Here is a 16,138-nt window from a genome sequence, read left to right on the forward strand (position 1 = left end):
CGCGTCCTTGGCCGCTCGAGCGGCCGCTCCAATAATCCCAAAAAAGGACGCTCTCATGCGCATGGAAGATCTTCCCAAGGACCCCCACAAGCCCTACGAAGACATCATGGCGATGTTGTTGGGGACGCTGTTCGTCGCACTCGGGGTGACGTTCTATACCCACGCGGTGTTGCTCACCGGTAGCACCGCAGGGATGGCGCTACTGCTCAATTACCTGACCGGGTGGGGTTTTGGCGTCTGGTTTTTTGCCATCAACCTGCCGTTTTACTATCTGGCGATCAAACGCATGGGGTGGAGCTTTACGCTGCGCACCTTTGTCGCCATTGGCTTGGTCTCGCTGTTCTCCGAGCTCACCCAGGGGTGGGTCGAATTTGCCAACGTGCCGTCGCTCTACGCGGCGCTGATGGGCGGGGCGCTGATGGGCATTGGCATGCTGATGCTGTTTCGCCACCGTACCAGCCTTGGCGGTATCAACATTCTCGCCCTCTACCTGCAGGACAAACACGGCCTGCGGGCGGGCTATGTGCAGCTCGGCATTGACGGCGTGATTCTGCTGATTGCCCTGACTCAGCTCCCCCTGGATCGAGTAGGCTACTCGGTACTCGGCGCGCTGATGCTCAATCTAATCATCGCTCTGAACCATAAGCCAGGGCGTTATATCGGGGTGAGCTAGCCGTGATGACGTAAAATCATCTAGTTAAGCCAAAACCACCAGACGATCAAGCCAATGATGGCAATACCCGCAAGGTTGATCAGTAAACTCATACGGCCTCCTGTTGGCTGGGCTTCCATAACCGCAGGCGGTTGGCGTTGCTGACCACGGTGATCGACGAGAGCGACATGGCCGCCCCAGCAAGGATCGGTGAGAGCAGCATGCCGGTCATCGGGTAGAGCACGCCGGCGGCAATTGGGATGCACAGCACGTTATAGCCAAACGCGCCGATCAGGTTCTGCTTGATGTTGGTCAGCGTGGCCCGACTCAGTTCGATTGCGGTGGCCACGCCGTGCAGCGAGCCGCGCATCAGCGTGATACCGGCGCTCTCCATGGCGATATCGGTGCCCTGACCAATGGCAAAGCCGACGTTGGCTCGGGCCAGTGCGGGGGCATCGTTGATGCCGTCGCCCACCATGCCAACGACTTCGCCCACCGCTTGGCGGCGCTCGATCTCTGCATGTTTGTCATCGGGCGTCATCCCAGCCTTGAACTGGCTAATGCCGACCTCGCGGGCCACCGCAGCGGCGGTATGCTCGTTATCGCCCGTGAGCATTACCACGGTTAACCCATCGTCCTGCAAGCGCTTCACGGCGGCCGCGGCATCGTTGCGCAGCGGGTCGCTAACGCCGAAAAGGGCGGCCAGCTTGCCGTTCACCGCTAAATAGACCAGCGAGCGCGCCTTGGCTTCCAGCTGGCGAATGTGCTCGTCCGCTGGGGAGAGGTCGACTCCAGCCTCCTCCAATAGCCGCGCATTGCCCAGCAGCAGCGCGTCATTGGCTTGGCTGGTGCCTTTCACACCGCCGCCGGTCACGCTATCAAAGCTAGCCAGCGTATCGGGGCGGGCGTCGTGCTCTTCGGCGTAGGCCGTCAGCGCTTTGGCCAGCGGGTGTTCCGAGCGGCTCTCTAGGGCGGCCACCCAGGCCAGCACTTGGGGGCTGTCGTTATGCAGCACCGTTGCCTCGGTGACGCGCGGTTTGCCCTCGGTCAGCGTTCCCGTTTTATCGACCACCAGGGTGGTCAGGCGGCTCGCGGTTTGCAGCGCCTCTCCGCTGCGCACCAGTACGCCATGCTCGGCGGCTTTGCCCACGCCAATCATGGTGGAGATCGGGGTGGCCAAGCCCAGCGCGCAGGGGCAGGCAATGATCAGCACGGTCGTGGCAGTGACCAGCATATGAATGACCACCGGGGCAGGCCCCAGGTTGTACCAGGCAAGGGCCGTCGACACGGCCATGATCATCACGGCGGGCACGAACACGCCTGAGATTTTATCGGCCAGCTCACCAATCGGTGGGCGAGAGTTTTGGGCGCTGGCGACCTGCTCGGTAATGCGTCCCAAACGGGTATCGCGGCCGATGCGCGTGGCGCGGTAGACTAAACTGCCGTTGCCATTCACCGTGCCCGCACTGACCTCGTCATCCGCCGTTTTGTGCACTGGCACGGGTTCGCCGGTGAGCATCGACTCATCGATATAGCTCTGGCCGTCGAGTACCACGCCATCTACCGGAAGCCGCTCGCCTGGGCGCACGCGGATACGGTCATCCAGCGCGACGTCGTCCACCGCGATCTCTTGTTCGACGCCGTTGCGGATCACCCGGGCGGTTTTCTCCTGCAGGTCGAGCAGCCGTTTAAGCGCATTGCTCGTGCGACCGCGGGCACGTAACTCCATGGCGTTACCCAGGAGAATCAACCCCACCACCATGGCCGACGCTTCAAAATAGATGCCCTGAGCCACCTCCGGCAGCCAGGGGGCGAAGAGCACCACCATCATCGAGTAGAGCCAGGCGGTGCCAGTGCCCATTGCCACCAGGGTGTCCATGTTGGCCTGATGATGCTTGAGCTGTTTCCAGGCGTTGGTGAAAAAGTGCCGCCCAGGAAAGGCCAAAATGGCGAGCGTCAGCAGGCCAATCACCAGCCAGTACAGGCGGCCCACGCCCATGGCGTGTGGGTGATAGACGAACATGCTCATCATCAGCGGAATCGCGAGGGAGAGTGACAGCACGCTGCCCTTTAGGCGCTGGCGGTAGGTAACGGCCTCTTGCGCCTCGCGCGTGCGCTCGGCGTCACGCATATCCACGATCGGTTCGGCGCGATAGCCCGCTTCGGCCACGGCGGCCATTAGCGCTTCCTGAGTAGCGCTGCCGGTGATGTGTGCGGTGTGGGTGCCGAAATTCACCGAGGCGCCGCTGACGCCGGGCGTGTTGGCAAGCGCTTTTTCGACGCTTTTGACACAGCCCGCGCAGGTCATGCCGCTAATTAGCAGGCGCTGTTGGGGCGCAGCCACGGGAGTGCTCTGTGAGTCGGTGGACGACGGCGCGTCTTGGTGAGATACGTCACTTGTGTCGTTGCTGGGTGGGTAGCCCGCTTCGTTGAGAGCACTATCCAGCGCTTGATCGTCGAGGGAACTGGCCACTTCCAGACGCTTTTCTGCCGGAAAGCCCTCCACTTGGGCCGCTGGGTCATGCGCTTGAATGGCCTCGCGCATGCGCTTGACGCAGCCCTGGCAGTTCATGCCCGGCACGGTGCGGGTCAGCATCATGGTTTGCTCGGTGTCGTGCTGCATGGGGCCTCCTCGGGAAAACTTTCGATCAAGCGGCACAGGCTGTGGCCATCCGGGGTGCCATCGGGCATGTCCTGCCAACTTTCCAGTGCCTGTTCCATTCGCTGGGCGAGTGCTTCGAGTTCGGCAATGCGTGCGCGTATTTGCGGCAGCCGGTGAGCGAGCAGATCGCGCACTAGCGGGCAGGGGGAGTCGCCTTGGTCGGCATGGGCCAAAATGTCGCGGATTTCCGCGACGCTAAACCCCAATTTTCGCGCTCGCTGAATAAAGTGCAGACGCTCCAGGTCGTTATTAGAAAAGAGCTGGTAGCCGTTTTCAGGATGCCGGCGGGGGGAGAGCAGGCCTTCGCGCGTATAGTGGCGTACCGTCTCAGGCGTCACGTGAGCACGCTTGGCGAGCTCCCCCACTTTTAAATCGCTCATTGGCATGCCCAACCCCTGTGTGTGGTTAACGTATTGTGAGTGTAAAACCTTTGGGTAACCCATAGGTCAAGCGTTGCTGGTCACTCAGCCGAAAGGACTAAAACACTGATTTAAAACAGTCGTGCGACTAATGTATAAGCAAAAAACAAAATAAAACGCTCGTTTGCCCTTGAACCAAACCCGACATTGGGCGAAAACTGAGGTGTAAGAACAACGCGGGTGGATGGCAGAATCCGCCGGATCATCGGGAGAGAGGCCCACAATGCATAATAACTTCAAAAAACTAACCCTAGTGGCCGCGGTAGCATCAGTAGCTTTTGCTAGCCAAGCCAACGCAGGCGGATATCAAATCAACGAGCAGAGCGTCAGCGGCCAGGGTTACGGCCATGCAGGACGCAGCTCCAACGTTCATGATGCCACGATCGTGTACGGTAACCCGGCGGGTATGTCGTTCCTCGACCGCGCCCAGATTACGGCGGGCGGTACTTTTCTGAGCGTCGATACGGATATTAGTAATGTGAGCGCTAGCCGTACGTTGGATGCTGGGGTTGCTCAGGGTGGCGCACCGAATGGTGTGCAGATACCTGTGGGTGGCATCCCAGGTACTAACGATGGCGATATGGTGCCCGGCACGCTGGTTCCCTTCGCGTTTTATGCTCATCCTGTCAACGAACAGCTGGCGTTCGGCTTTGGTGTCTATGCGCCGTTTGGTTCTAAAACCGAGTACGAAGATACGTTCCAAGGCCGCTATTTTGGCGACTATACCGAACTACGTGTCGTGAGCGCCCAGCCGACCGTTTCATACCGTTTTAACGATCAGTGGTCGGCCGGTATCGGTATTACGTATAACCAAGTAGAGGGTGAGCTGCGTCGCCAGTTGCCCACCAGCGCAGCCTTTAATGCAGCAGGCGACATCGACTCTCGGGTAGAGGGTGACGATGACGGTTGGGGATATAACCTGGGTGTTATTTATCAGCCGGTACCCGAGACCACGTTGGGCTTGACCTATCGCTCGGCAGTGGATTACGAGCTGGAGGGCACCTTCCAAGCCACAGATCCGCTGGGTAACGTCGTGCGTGCCGATACGGCGAGCCTGGACTTGACCACGCCTGAAACGGTCAACTTATCGTTGACGCAGCAAATGACGGATCGCCTGAAGTTGATGTTCGGGGCTTCCTGGGTGCGCTGGAGCCAGTTTGAAGAAATCTCGATTGTAGGCAGCCAGGGCAATGAAATTACCAACGAGCAGCAAAACTACTCGAATGCCTGGGCCTTTGCCACAGGCGGTGAGTATCAGTTAACGCCGACCTTAGCCCTGCGTGCAGGTGTGACGTTAGACTTCACGCCTACCAATGACCAAGACCGCAGCGTACGTATTCCGTCCGATGACCGGCGCATCTTCTCGCTTGGCGCAGGCTGGAGTCCGACCCCTGACTTGACGCTGGACTTTGCCTACTCCTACCTCACCGAGCGCAGCACCTTTGTTGAGCAAGATCGCCAAGACCTGCTTGCCAGTGCCCAAACCGGTGGTATTCCCGTCGGCGGCGCGACTTACTCAGCCGACTACAAAAACGAAGCCCATGGTTTCGGTGCCCAGTTGACCTATCGGTTCTGATCGACGCTCGCGCTTACTGATCGGTCTTCGACCTACTGACCCGGCTTCGGCCGGGTTTTTTACGTGATGCGCAAAGGGCTGGGTGGGTGCGGTGAGCGCTGGGTTTCGTTACAATGCGTCCCAGAATAACGCCGCTGGGGTAGCTTGCGCAGGTGTCGACCACCTAACCGTGAGCTGCCACAGCGGCGCCTGTCTCTTTTACGCTACCATCCAGCGTGCAGGAGACGTCGTCCATTTACAAACCCAGTCACCGACCAAGGCCAAAGCGATCCATGTTGGAAACCAACCCGATTCATCACCAGATCAAGGACCTGTCTGAGCGGACAGACGTTCTTAGGGGGTATCTTTGACTATGCCGAGCGTAAAGATCGGCTAGAGGAAGTCTCCCGCGAACTCGAAGATCCCAACGTCTGGAACGACCCCGACTATGCCCAGAAATTGGGTAAAGAGCGCGCCACCCTCGAGGCCATCGTGGCGACTATCGACGAGCTGGACCAGGGGCTAGCGGATAGCCGCGACCTGCTGGAGCTCGCCGAGATGGAAGAGGACGAGGGCACCGTCGAGGAAGTACGCAAAGAGCTCGACGGCTTACAGGGCGCTCTGGAAAAGCTCGAGTTTCGCCGCATGTTCTCGGGAGAAATGGACGAGAACAACGCCTACCTGGATATTCAATCGGGCTCCGGGGGCACCGAAGCCCAGGATTGGGCCAACATTCTGCTGCGCATGTACTTGCGCTGGGCCGAGAGCCACGGGTTTAAAACCGAGATCATCGAAATCTCGGCGGGCGAAGTCGCTGGCATCAAATCGGCATCGCTGCATATTCAAGGTGACCACGCCTTTGGCTGGCTGCGTACCGAAACCGGCGTTCACCGTTTGGTGCGCAAGAGTCCGTTCGACTCCGGCGGCCGCCGTCACACCTCGTTTGCCTCGGTATTTCTGTCGCCGGAAATCGACGACAGCTTCGAGGTCGAGATCAATCCATCGGATCTGCGTGTCGATACCTATCGTTCCAGCGGTGCCGGTGGTCAGCACGTCAATACCACCGACTCGGCAGTACGGATTACCCACGAGCCGACCGGTATCGTGGTGGCGTGTCAGAGCCAGCGTAGCCAGCACGCCAACCGCGATTTCGCCATGAAGCAGTTGAAGGCGAAGCTGTGGGAACACGAAATGCAAAAGCGCAATGCGGCCAAGCAGGAGGCGGAAGACTCCAAAGCCGATATCGGTTGGGGCAGCCAAATTCGCTCTTACGTACTGGATGATCAGCGCATTAAAGATCTGCGTACCGGCGTTCAGTCCAGCAACTGTGACAAGGTGCTCGACGGGGACTTGGATCAGTTCATCGTCGCCAGCCTGAAGCAGGGTTTGTAATCTTTTTAGCGTTTGAACAGAAATAGGGTGCCCGATGGCTAACCAAGACGCGTCTTCTCTCGATAACGAAAATCACCTGATCGCCGAGCGCCGTGCCAAGCTGGCGGCTCGCCGTGAGCGAGCGGCCGAGCAGGGCAAGAGCGCTTTCCCGAACGATTTCCGCCGCGACAGCCTCACCGTCGAGCTGCACAACCTGCTGGGTGAGAAAGACAAAGCCGAGCTGGAAGCGCTGGATCATCAGGCGTCGGTGGCCGGTCGCGTGATGCGCAAACGCGGTCCTTTCATCGTGATTCAGGATGTGGCGGGCCAGATCCAGCTTTACGTGGATAAAAAGGGGCTGCCGGAAGACGTCCTGGAAGACATCAAAGGCTGGGATATCGGCGACATCGTGGCTGCCCGCGGCCCGGTGCACAAATCCGGCAAGGGCGACCTGTACGTGTTGATGGTCGAGGCGCAGCTGCTGACCAAGAGCCTACGTCCGCTACCGGACAAGTTCCACGGCCTGACCGACCAAGAAGCACGCTATCGCCAGCGCTACTTGGACCTGATCATGAACCCGCAGTCGCGTAAGGTGTTCGAGACCCGCGCGGCGGTGATCAGCTCCATGCGCCGTTTCTTCGAAGCCCGTGGTTTCATGGAAGTGGAAACGCCGATGCTGCAGCCGATCCCCGGCGGCGCGGCGGCGCGTCCGTTCATCACCCACCATAATGCGCTGGACATCGACATGTATCTGCGTATTGCCCCAGAGCTCTACCTGAAGCGTCTGGTGGTGGGTGGTTTCGAGAGAGTGTTCGAGATCAACCGCAACTTCCGTAACGAGGGCTTGTCCACGCGCCACAACCCCGAGTTCACCATGGTGGAGTTCTACTGGGCCTACGCGGATTATCGCGACCTGCTGGACATGACCGAAGCCATGCTGCGCACCGCCGCGCAGGAGGTGCTCGGCACCACCACGATCACCTACCAAGGGGCCAGCTACGATTTCGGCCAGCCCTTCAAGCGCCTCACCCTGCGCCAGGCGATTCTGGATCACGGTGACGGCATCACCGACGCCGACCTGGATACCCTGGACGCCGCCCGTGCAACGGCGGAAAGGCTCGGCATCAAGGTGAAAGAGAGTTGGGGGCTGGGTAAAGTCCAAACCGAGATTTTCGAAGAGGTGGCCGAGCACCAGCTCGATCAGCCGACGTTCATCACCGAGTACCCGGCAGAGGTCAGCCCGCTGGCGCGGCGTAACGATGCCGACCCCTTCGTCACCGATCGCTTCGAGTTCTTCGTCGGTGGCCGCGAGATCGCCAACGGTTTCTCGGAGCTGAACGACGCCGAAGACCAAGCAGAGCGCTTCCGCGAGCAGGCGGCCGAAAAAGACGCCGGTGACCTGGAAGCCATGTACTACGACGCTGACTACGTGCGCGCCTTGGAGTACGGCATGCCGCCGACAGCGGGCGAGGGGATCGGTATCGACCGGTTGGTGATGCTGTTCACCGACAGCCCCTCCATTCGTGACGTGCTGCTATTCCCGGCGATGCGTCCCGAAGTTGATTGACGTCAAACGTGGCGCTAGCGGACGAAAAGTTGGTAAGGGCGCGATTTAGCGCCCATAATGGTCAACGTTTCGACGGCGAGGAGAATCCCATGAAACTGCTTAATCGCTCTGCCCTGAGCGTCAGGCCGACCCAGACCTTCGTGGACTGGATCAATGCGCTCGAACCCACCATGGGAGACGACGACCTGACCCTGGACGACGTCGAACGTGAAAGTACGGTCTACCTGATCCCTGAGATGGATACCCCAGAGGCGCTGGAGACATTCGTTCGTGAACGTCACGTAGAAATCCTAGAAACCGAGCTGCGTGCTTGGGAAGAGGATGAGCGTCAGTGGCCAGAAAAACTCGACTGGTCGCTGTTTCAGGACTTCCTGCGCGTGGAGCATAGCTACCTCGCCATCGACCTGGATGACGAAACGGCGTTGGAAATCTCCGATGTCGATGACTCGCTGCTGCTCGACCATGAGCAAGATTAGCGTGCTAGTATTCTTATGCTAAGCGCACTGTAAAACCGGCTTCGGCCGGTTTTGCCGTTTCAGAGGGTGTTGTTCAGGAACTCATCACCATGCGACTGTTTGAAACTCGCCCCGGCGACGACGGCCTGCCTGGGCCCGAGCGCCTATTGGCCGTGCTGGCGCTCGTGACCGGCACGCTAATGGCGGTGGTCGATACCACCATGATCAATTTGGCCTTGCCCACCATCGCCGCTGATTTAGGCGTGTCGGCATCCCGGGCGGTGTGGATCACTAACCTGTTTCAGGTCGTTTGCGCGGCCTTTTTATTGGTGTTTGCCGGTGTCAGCGAGCTGATAACCCGACGACGGCTCTACCTGTTGGGTTTGGCCACCTTCGTAATGGCGGCACTCGGTGCCGCGCTGTCGCGTAACCTCGAAACGCTACTCGTGTTTCGTGCGCTGCAAGGCTTGGGCGCAGCGGCCACGCTCTCCATTGGGCCGTCGCTCTACCGCGCCATTTTTCCGTCCCGTCTGCTCGGCAGCGCGCTGGGGCTCAGTGCGCTGGTCGTGGCGGGCGGTTATGCCGCAGGCCCTACCCTCAGTGGCGTCATTCTCTCGTTCGCGGACTGGCCGTGGCTGTTCGCGCTCAACGTGCCGCTAGGGCTCTGCTCGCTCTGGCTGGCCCGCCGAGCGCTGCCGAGAGAGACCCCGCGCCAAGGTGGCTTCGATACGCTGGGGGCGCTTTACTCGATGCTGATGCTGGCGAGCTTTTTTATCGCCATGGATGCCGTGGGCCACGCCGCACCGGTGTGGCAAAGCGGCGGATGGGGGCTGCTGGCGGTAGTGGGCTGCGCGCTATTTGTGCGTCGCCAGCGGCGGGCGCCTTACCCGTTACTGCCGCTAAGCGTGTTTGCCGAAAAGCGTTTCACGCTGGCGGTGTCCGCGTCGGGGCTAGCGTTTATCGGCCAGGGACTCACCTTTGTGGCGCTGTCGTTCTTTTATCAGGAGCAGATGGGATTTTCGCCCTTGGAGACTGCGTGGCTGTTCACGCCCTGGCCGCTGGCGATCATGCTGGTGGGGCCGGTCGCAGGGCGTTTGGCAGATCGCTTCAACCCCAGCCTGCTGTCGAGTACGGGGCTGCTGCTGCTGATCGTCGGGTTGGTGGCGTTGGCGCTGGTGGACGAGAGTACGGGGGTCGCGGGAAGCTTGTGGCGAACGGCCCTTTGCGGGATTGGCTTCGGGCTTTTTCAGCCGCCCAATAACCGGGAAATGATGGGCAGCCTGCCGCCTGAGCGTAGCGCCAACGTGTCCGGCGTGATGAGCACCACGCGCACGGTGGGGCAGTCACTCGGGGTTGCGCTGGTCGGCGCGGCGCTGGCGCTTGGATCGCCCGTTCAGTTAACCCTCTGGTTGGGGGCAGGGACGACGCTGTTGGCATTGCTGGCAAGTCTTTCCCGTGTGTCGTTGGCCCAGCGGGCGCTCGTCGAGCGGAGGGCATCGTCTGTTGGCGAGTAACGGCGTACAATAGGGCCGTTGCTGACGGAAGGAGAGTCCCATGGCGATACAGACACAAATCGAGCAAAAGTTGGCGGCGCTAACCCCAGACGTGCTCCGAGTCGAGAACGAGAGCCACATGCACAACGTGCCGGCCAACTCGGAAACGCACTTCAAAGTGACCCTGGTAAGCGACAGCTTCGACGGTATGATGCCGGTGAAGCGTCATCAGCAAATATATGCCCTGTTGGCTGACGAACTCTCGGGCCCTGTCCACGCGCTGGCGCTACACCTGTATACGCCCCGCGAGTGGCAGGCGCGCGGCAGCGAGCGTCCCAACTCTCCCAACTGTCGTGGCGGCGGCCAGTGACCCAAGAAGTCACTCGTCGGCACTATCTGGATGCCATGGGCATTACGTCCTGGGCGTCCCGTTATCAGTTACCCAACGCCCTGCCCACTGACGTCTGTGAGTGGCAAGACGCACCGGCCAAAGCGGCACCGCGCGAGCGCTTGCAGGCGCTGCTCGACGACGCCCCCGCGCGCCAGCCCTCTCGCCAGCCCGGTCGTGAATCCGATCTTGCCCCCAAAGTCGCTGCGTCACCCTCGGCCGTCAAAGCGCTGCTGGGCCAGCCAACGCCCACAGAGCAGGTATCTCAGCCAGAGGCGAGCACAGAGCTTGAACCGACAACACAGGTCGAACGCGCCGAGCCACTGACGTTCAGCCTCTCCTGCGCTTGCATCGACGGGCGCTGGCTCAGTCTCTGTGAAGGCGAGATCTCGGCGGTCGAGCAGCAGCTGCTGGCCAACATGCTGCGTGCTGCGGGCATCGGACATGGCGAGCTGCCCGCGGTGATTCACTTCACCTGGCCGCCCATGGCCACTGCCTTCGAGCCTGAAGAGCCCCTTGAAGAAGCGCAAGAGGGCGTGGCAGCGTTTATTGCCGGTGCGGTAAGTCGGCAAGGTTGGCAATTAGAGCAGGTGCTTTGGTGGGGCGCTGAGAGCGCAACGCCCGATTTGGAGCGCGTCATCGCGCTCGATGGTGGGCATAGCGAAACGCTCGCGCTACCGGTTTGGCAAGGGCCCTCGCTGGCTGCGCTGACCCAAGACGCGAATGCCAAACGTGCGCTATGGCCGCGTTTGGTGGCTTTAGGCAAGCAGTGGGGCGATGCGTGATCGAGCGTTTGCGTCCGGACCATCGAGCTCCGCTTCTGAAACTGGAAGCCCTCGCCCAAAGCGGCGCCAGTGGCCAGCAGTTGGCGGAGGCGTTAGCCGATGACCAAACGTGGGTCTTGGGCGATTGGCAGGGCGACGTGCTCGCAGGCTATGCCGTGATCGCGCAACTCCCGTTCGATGCCGAGCTCCAGGCCATTGGCGTGCGGCCTGAGTGTCAGGGGCAAGGCAGGGCACGACGCTTGTTGGGTGAGGTCATTACCTTGGCCACACACTGGCAAGCAGAGCGATTACTGCTGGAAGTGCGCGCCAGCAATCTGCGAGCTATTGCGCTCTATCGGCAGGCAGGGTTTCAGGAGGATGGCCGTCGGAAGGGCTACTACCCGGCCGCCGACGGCGCGACCGGGCGGGAAGATGCGCTGCTGATGTCGCGAGCGCTGGCTTAGGAGGCGCTGCTGTCGTCCATGCCATCGAACTTGCTGAGGACACTCTGCAAGCGGCGCTCCCACTCTTCACGCTCTTGCTTCAACTGCGCGTTTTCGTTGCGTAACTCTTCGTTTTCCAGCTTCATCATCTCCAACGCCTCGACGGTGTCGGTGACTTTTTGTTCCAACTGATTGAACAGCTCAAGGCTCATGCCTACCTCCAGTAACGAACGACAGGCGGTTGCCTGTCGTTATGTCATAAAATCGGGCGTGGTGCGTCACTCGTTGGGGCGAGCGTAACGCCGCTGTTACTTGTCGGCAAGCGCTTTAGGTGAGCAAGCGTCGATAGAGCCTAGCTATGCTTTCACCCGCCCGGGTTTCTCGGTGAAGCTGCCAATGGGTGGGTACTTCGGGCGTCAGGCCGTACTCGGTCTCCAGGTAGATCATCGCCTCGTTAGCGAGCCAACCGTTCGTCTCTAGCGCGCTGCAGCAATCCGCGGCCAAATCTTGATGAAAGGGCGGGTCGAGAAATACCACGTCCATCGGCTGTCCTGGCGACGCGACAAACGATAGGGCATCGGCGGTGATGACCTTGCCCAGCGCGGTTTTCAAGATGGTGAGGTTCTCGCGAATATGCGACGCCACCTGGGCGTCACGCTCGACGAAGGTGACCTCGGCGGCCCCCCGCGAGAGCGACTCGATGCCTAGTGCACCGGTGCCCGCGAATAGATCCAGCACCTGCTTGCCGTAAAGCGCTTGGCCGAGCCAATTGAACAGCGTTTCACGTACGCGATCTGGGGTTGGGCGCAGGCCAGGATGGTCGAGCACCGGCAGTTGGCGGCGCCGGAAATCACCGCCGATGATGCGCAGTTTTCCCGGCGGTTTGGCTTGGCCGCGAGAAGATGTCGATGGGCGCGAGGAGGCGCGCGAAGAGCGTTGTCGTTTCATGACGCGATTGTAGCGGGCTACTTATCCAAAGTCTTGGTCTGCGGTGGTAGGATAATCGCAATGTTCACCTATTTCGTCGGATGACCCCTATGTTCGGTTTTTTCAAACGTAAGAAAAAGCACGACTCCCAGCAGGAGCCTCAGGATGCCCAGGAGCAGCCTGCGCTGTCGGAGGAGCCCGAGGGCTCGACTGAGCAAGAGATTGCTGCGGAGGAGAGATCGGCACCTGCCAAAGCGCCTGCGGAACCCCCTGCGCCCTCTGAGTCGCTGGCAGACGAATCGCCCTCACATGCACCGGCATCCGTAGGTGACGCTGCCGAGGTGCTCGCCCAGGAGCAGTCGCCCGAACCGGTCGATAAAGAAGACGTTCAGCCCACCGGCGTCGATGAAGAGGTGACGCCTGCGTCGCTCATGGATACTGTGCCAGAGCCAGAGCCAGAGCCAGAGCCAGAGCCAGAGCCAGAGCCAGAGCCAGAGCCAGAGCCAGAGCCAGAACCCGCCGCGAAGGCAGCCCTTCAGGAAAAGCCGGTGGCAGAAAAAGGCGAAAAGAGAGGCTGGTTTGCGCGCATCAAGTCTGGTCTAGAGAAAACTCGCGCCAACCTGACCGACGGCCTGGCCGATCTTTTCCTCGGCAAAAAGCAGATCGATGACGAGCTGCTGGAGGACTTGGAAACCCAGCTGCTCATGGCCGATGTGGGCATCGACGCGACGAGCGAGATCATCGAACGCTTGGAAGCGCGCGTCTCCCGCAAAGAGCTCAACAACCCCGAGGCGCTCTACCGTGGCCTGCAAGAAGAGCTGGCCGCACTGCTGGCCCCCGTGTCGACGCCACTCAGCTTCGATAAAGAGCGCGACGGCCCCTTCGTGATTTTGGTGGTCGGGGTCAATGGTGTCGGCAAAACCACCACCATCGGCAAGCTCACCCAGCGCTTTCAGCGCGAAGGTAAGAGCGTCATGCTGGCCGCTGGGGATACTTTCCGTGCGGCCGCGGTCGAGCAGTTGAAGGTATGGGGCGAGCGTAACCATGTGCCGGTCATTGCCCAGCATACCGGTGCCGATAGTGCCTCGGTGATTTACGATGCGGTGGCCGCCGCCAAATCCCGCGGTGTAGACGTGCTGATTGCCGATACCGCTGGACGACTGCACAACAAGAGCCATCTAATGGAAGAGCTGAAGAAAGTGCATCGAGTGATGCAGAAGCTCGATGACACGGCGCCCCACGAGGTCATGCTCGTATTGGATGCGGGCACGGGGCAGAACGCCATTTCCCAAGCGTCGACCTTCAACGAAGCGGTGCCGATTAGTGGGATTACTCTGACCAAGCTGGATGGCACCGCCAAAGGCGGCATCATCTTTGCGTTGGCCAAGCAGCTCGAAACGCCGATCCGCTTTATTGGGGTGGGCGAAGGCCTGGATGATCTGCGCCCCTTCAACGCCGATGACTTCGTCAACGCGCTCTTCGACCGCCAAGGAGACGATGGCCACGCATGATAGCCTTTGAGCATGTGGGGAAGCGCTATGGAGGGCGCTTCGAGGCGTTGGCACACTTGAACTTTCGCGTCGCACGAGGCGAAATGGTCTTTCTTACCGGCCACTCGGGGGCGGGAAAAAGTTCGCTGCTGCGCTTGATCATGCGGTTGGAAAAACCCAGCCGTGGCCGGGTGGTGGTGGCTGGGCACGACATTGCCCAGCTCCACGTCAGTCAAGTGCCGTTCTATCGACGTCAGATAGGTGTGGTCTTTCAAGACCATCAGCTGCTGTTCGATCGTAGCGTGTTCCACAACGTGTCGCTGCCGCTGGACATTCAAGGTGTAGAGCCCCGTGAGGCAGCCCGGCGCGTGCGCGCTGCGCTGGACAAGGTTGGCCTGTTGCACCGTGAAAAAGCCCTTCCTATCGAGCTATCGGGTGGTGAGCAGCAGCGTGTGGGCATCGCCCGTGCTGTGGTCAACAAACCCGCGCTGCTGCTGGCCGATGAACCCACCGGGAATCTGGACCCCCAGCTCTCAGCCGATATCATGGCGCTATTCGAAGACTTCAATCGTATCGGCACCACCGTGATGATCGCGAGCCACGACTTGGCCCTGATTGCGCGCTTGCGTCATCGGATTCTGCGTCTGCGGGATGGCCGTCTAGTAGCCGATGAGGGGGCCGTATGAAGCGCTCGGCCACTCCTCGCCAAAGCGGCGCCGCCCCCCGTGCTGCCCGCGCGCCCGCAAAGCCCCATGCCCCTGTAACGGAAAAAACGCCCCGCGGTGGGGCTCGCTCGCAGCAAACACGTATGGGCAGCCGTCTGCGGGCCTGGGGGCGTCACCACCGGGCCATGGCGCTGGATAGCCTTTTTCGACTGGTGCGCTACCCGTTGGGCAACCTGCTGACCATGCTGGCCATTGCCATTGCCTTGGTGCTTCCCGCCGCTCTATGGCTGACGTTGGACAGCGCCAAGCTGCTGGATGCCGAGCTGGATGAAAGCGCGTCGCTCACCGTTTATCTCGATATGGGGATTGATGCAGCGCAGGCGGCTCGGATCGAAGAGGCGGTGAGCGCTGACGGCGGCGTGGCGCAGACGCGCATGATCAGCCCAGAGCAGGGCATGGCGGATTTCCAGCAGTCGTTGGGCATCGACGATACCCTGGCAGGGCTTGACGATAATCCGCTCCCCGCGAGTATCGTCATTTCCCCTCAAGATGTAGAGCCCGCTGCGATGGCTGAACTGGCCGAGCGGCTCGAGGGGGTAACTGGCATCGATGAAGTACGCGTCGATTTGGCCTGGGTCGAGCGGCTGCGCCATCTGGCGGCGTTGGGACGCCGCGTGGCGCTGGCGCTGGGGGTGCTGTTTGGTTTCGGTGTACTGCTGGTCGTCGGTAATACCATTCGCTTGTCGGTGGAGAGCCGACGCCGTGAAATCGAAGTGGTCATGCTGATCGGCGCAACGCACGCCTTCGTGCGTCGCCCGTTCCTGTACAGTGGAGCCTGGTATGGCGCTGGAGGCGGGCTCTTGGCGCTGGGTCTGTTGGCCTTGGGCAATCACTGGCTATCGCTGCCGGTGGCGGCGCTCGCGGCAAGCTATGGCGCTAGCTTCACCTTGCCGCAGTTGGACGTGACAGGCTCTACAATTCTGCTATCTTGCAGTACACTACTTGGCTGGCTGGGAGCTTGGCTTGCCGTCACGCGCCACCTTTCCAGCATACGCCCGCGCTGAGCATGCGTCTGTCGCGTTGTCATCTTCACGTTATAGGCAGTACATAGACTCCGCGATATTGTCCATGTGGGCAGTCACGGGAATTTCTACCCCCGTGGCGTGATCGATGCCAACTGTGCGTCGATCGTTTGAACCTTTGGGTTCGACTAAGGTCTTAAGGTTAACGCAAGACGTTTGGCTGCGCACATTCACGCGACGCCAGCACGTCAACCACGATAGGTTT

The 16,138-nt window shown here is 60.6% G+C and carries 16 protein-coding genes; 12 read left to right on the forward strand and 4 right to left on the reverse strand.

Annotated features, from left to right (window positions below):
• Positions 1-55 precede the first annotated feature (55 nt).
• Positions 56-673 (forward strand): YitT family protein, encoded by a 618-nt coding sequence (locus tag GYM47_RS02500; protein WP_153843428.1) that lies wholly within the window; start codon positions 56-58, stop codon positions 671-673.
• 88 nt (positions 674-761) lie between these two features.
• Here GYM47_RS02500 and GYM47_RS02505 read toward each other — a convergent pair whose 3' ends face one another.
• Both GYM47_RS02505 and GYM47_RS02510 read right to left on the reverse strand, forming a co-directional pair.
• Positions 762-3,275 (reverse strand): heavy metal translocating P-type ATPase, encoded by a 2,514-nt coding sequence (locus GYM47_RS02505; RefSeq protein ID WP_231125618.1) that lies wholly within the window; start codon positions 3,273-3,275, stop codon positions 762-764.
• A complete protein-coding gene (locus GYM47_RS02510) occupies positions 3,248-3,694 on the reverse strand; it encodes a MerR family transcriptional regulator (RefSeq protein WP_139528282.1) in 447 nt (148 codons plus the stop codon). Before GYM47_RS02510 ends, GYM47_RS02505 begins: the two co-directional genes overlap by 28 nt.
• A gap of 262 nt (positions 3,695-3,956) precedes the next feature.
• Between GYM47_RS02510 and GYM47_RS02515 the strand changes: the two genes are divergently transcribed.
• The 8 genes from GYM47_RS02515 to rimI all read left to right on the forward strand — a co-directional run bounded on the left by GYM47_RS02515 (position 3,957) and on the right by rimI (position 11,790).
• The gene (locus GYM47_RS02515) at positions 3,957-5,309 is read left to right on the forward strand and encodes an OmpP1/FadL family transporter (RefSeq protein WP_153843429.1); all 1,353 of its coding nucleotides are present in this window, start codon (positions 3,957-3,959) and stop codon (positions 5,307-5,309) included.
• 272 nt (positions 5,310-5,581) lie between these two features.
• Positions 5,582-6,680 (forward strand): peptide chain release factor 2 gene (gene prfB, locus GYM47_RS02520; protein WP_139528284.1). Its coding sequence is split into 2 segments (ribosomal slippage): positions 5,582-5,656 and positions 5,658-6,680, totalling 1,098 coding nucleotides; the frame shifts between segments, so codons are not numbered across the junction.
• Positions 6,681-6,714: 34 nt separating this feature from the next.
• A complete protein-coding gene (gene lysS / locus GYM47_RS02525; protein WP_153843430.1) occupies positions 6,715-8,226 on the forward strand; it encodes a lysine--tRNA ligase in 1,512 nt (503 codons plus the stop codon).
• A gap of 89 nt (positions 8,227-8,315) precedes the next feature.
• Entirely contained in the window at positions 8,316-8,702 is a 387-nt protein-coding gene (locus tag GYM47_RS02530) for a hypothetical protein (protein ID WP_137093711.1), read from the forward strand.
• Positions 8,703-8,791: 89 nt separating this feature from the next.
• Complete coding sequence (locus GYM47_RS02535) at positions 8,792-10,195, forward strand: MFS transporter (protein ID WP_153843431.1); 1,404 nt, start codon at positions 8,792-8,794, stop codon at positions 10,193-10,195.
• A 40-nt stretch (positions 10,196-10,235) separates the two neighbouring features.
• Entirely contained in the window at positions 10,236-10,544 is a 309-nt protein-coding gene (locus GYM47_RS02540; RefSeq protein ID WP_139528287.1) for a BolA family protein, read from the forward strand.
• Positions 10,541-11,347: a hypothetical protein gene (locus GYM47_RS02545; RefSeq protein ID WP_153843432.1), complete on the forward strand. Its 807-nt coding sequence runs from the start codon at positions 10,541-10,543 to the stop codon at positions 11,345-11,347. Before GYM47_RS02540 ends, GYM47_RS02545 begins: the two co-directional genes overlap by 4 nt.
• Positions 11,344-11,790: a ribosomal protein S18-alanine N-acetyltransferase gene (gene rimI / locus GYM47_RS02550; RefSeq protein WP_231125619.1), complete on the forward strand. Its 447-nt coding sequence runs from the start codon at positions 11,344-11,346 to the stop codon at positions 11,788-11,790. The genes GYM47_RS02545 and rimI overlap by 4 nt, the downstream gene beginning before the upstream one ends.
• Here the strand turns inward: rimI and zapB are convergent.
• On the reverse strand, positions 11,787-11,981 hold the full coding sequence (zapB, locus tag GYM47_RS02555; RefSeq protein ID WP_139528290.1) for a cell division protein ZapB: 195 nt from the start codon (positions 11,979-11,981) through the stop codon (positions 11,787-11,789). The two genes, rimI and zapB, sit on opposite strands and share 4 nt — an antisense overlap.
• 115 nt (positions 11,982-12,096) lie before the next feature.
• Positions 12,097-12,717 (reverse strand): 16S rRNA (guanine(966)-N(2))-methyltransferase RsmD, encoded by a 621-nt coding sequence (gene rsmD, locus GYM47_RS02560; RefSeq protein WP_153843434.1) that lies wholly within the window; start codon positions 12,715-12,717, stop codon positions 12,097-12,099.
• A gap of 89 nt (positions 12,718-12,806) precedes the next feature.
• Between rsmD and ftsY the strand changes: the two genes are divergently transcribed.
• Genes ftsY through ftsX form a run of 3 tightly spaced genes read left to right on the forward strand, consistent with a single transcriptional unit; the run spans position 12,807 to position 15,915 of the window.
• Positions 12,807-14,207: a signal recognition particle-docking protein FtsY gene (gene ftsY / locus GYM47_RS02565; protein WP_168444427.1), complete on the forward strand. Its 1,401-nt coding sequence runs from the start codon at positions 12,807-12,809 to the stop codon at positions 14,205-14,207.
• On the forward strand, positions 14,204-14,872 hold the full coding sequence (gene ftsE, locus GYM47_RS02570; RefSeq protein ID WP_139528293.1) for a cell division ATP-binding protein FtsE: 669 nt from the start codon (positions 14,204-14,206) through the stop codon (positions 14,870-14,872). The genes ftsY and ftsE overlap by 4 nt, the downstream gene beginning before the upstream one ends.
• Entirely contained in the window at positions 14,869-15,915 is a 1,047-nt protein-coding gene (gene ftsX / locus GYM47_RS02575) for a permease-like cell division protein FtsX (RefSeq protein ID WP_153843436.1), read from the forward strand. Before ftsE ends, ftsX begins: the two co-directional genes overlap by 4 nt.
• Positions 15,916-16,138: the final 223 nt, after the last annotated feature.

Source organism: Vreelandella piezotolerans, from assembly GCF_012427705.1.
In the GTDB taxonomy this organism is placed as follows: Bacteria; Pseudomonadota; Gammaproteobacteria; order Pseudomonadales; family Halomonadaceae; genus Vreelandella; species Vreelandella piezotolerans.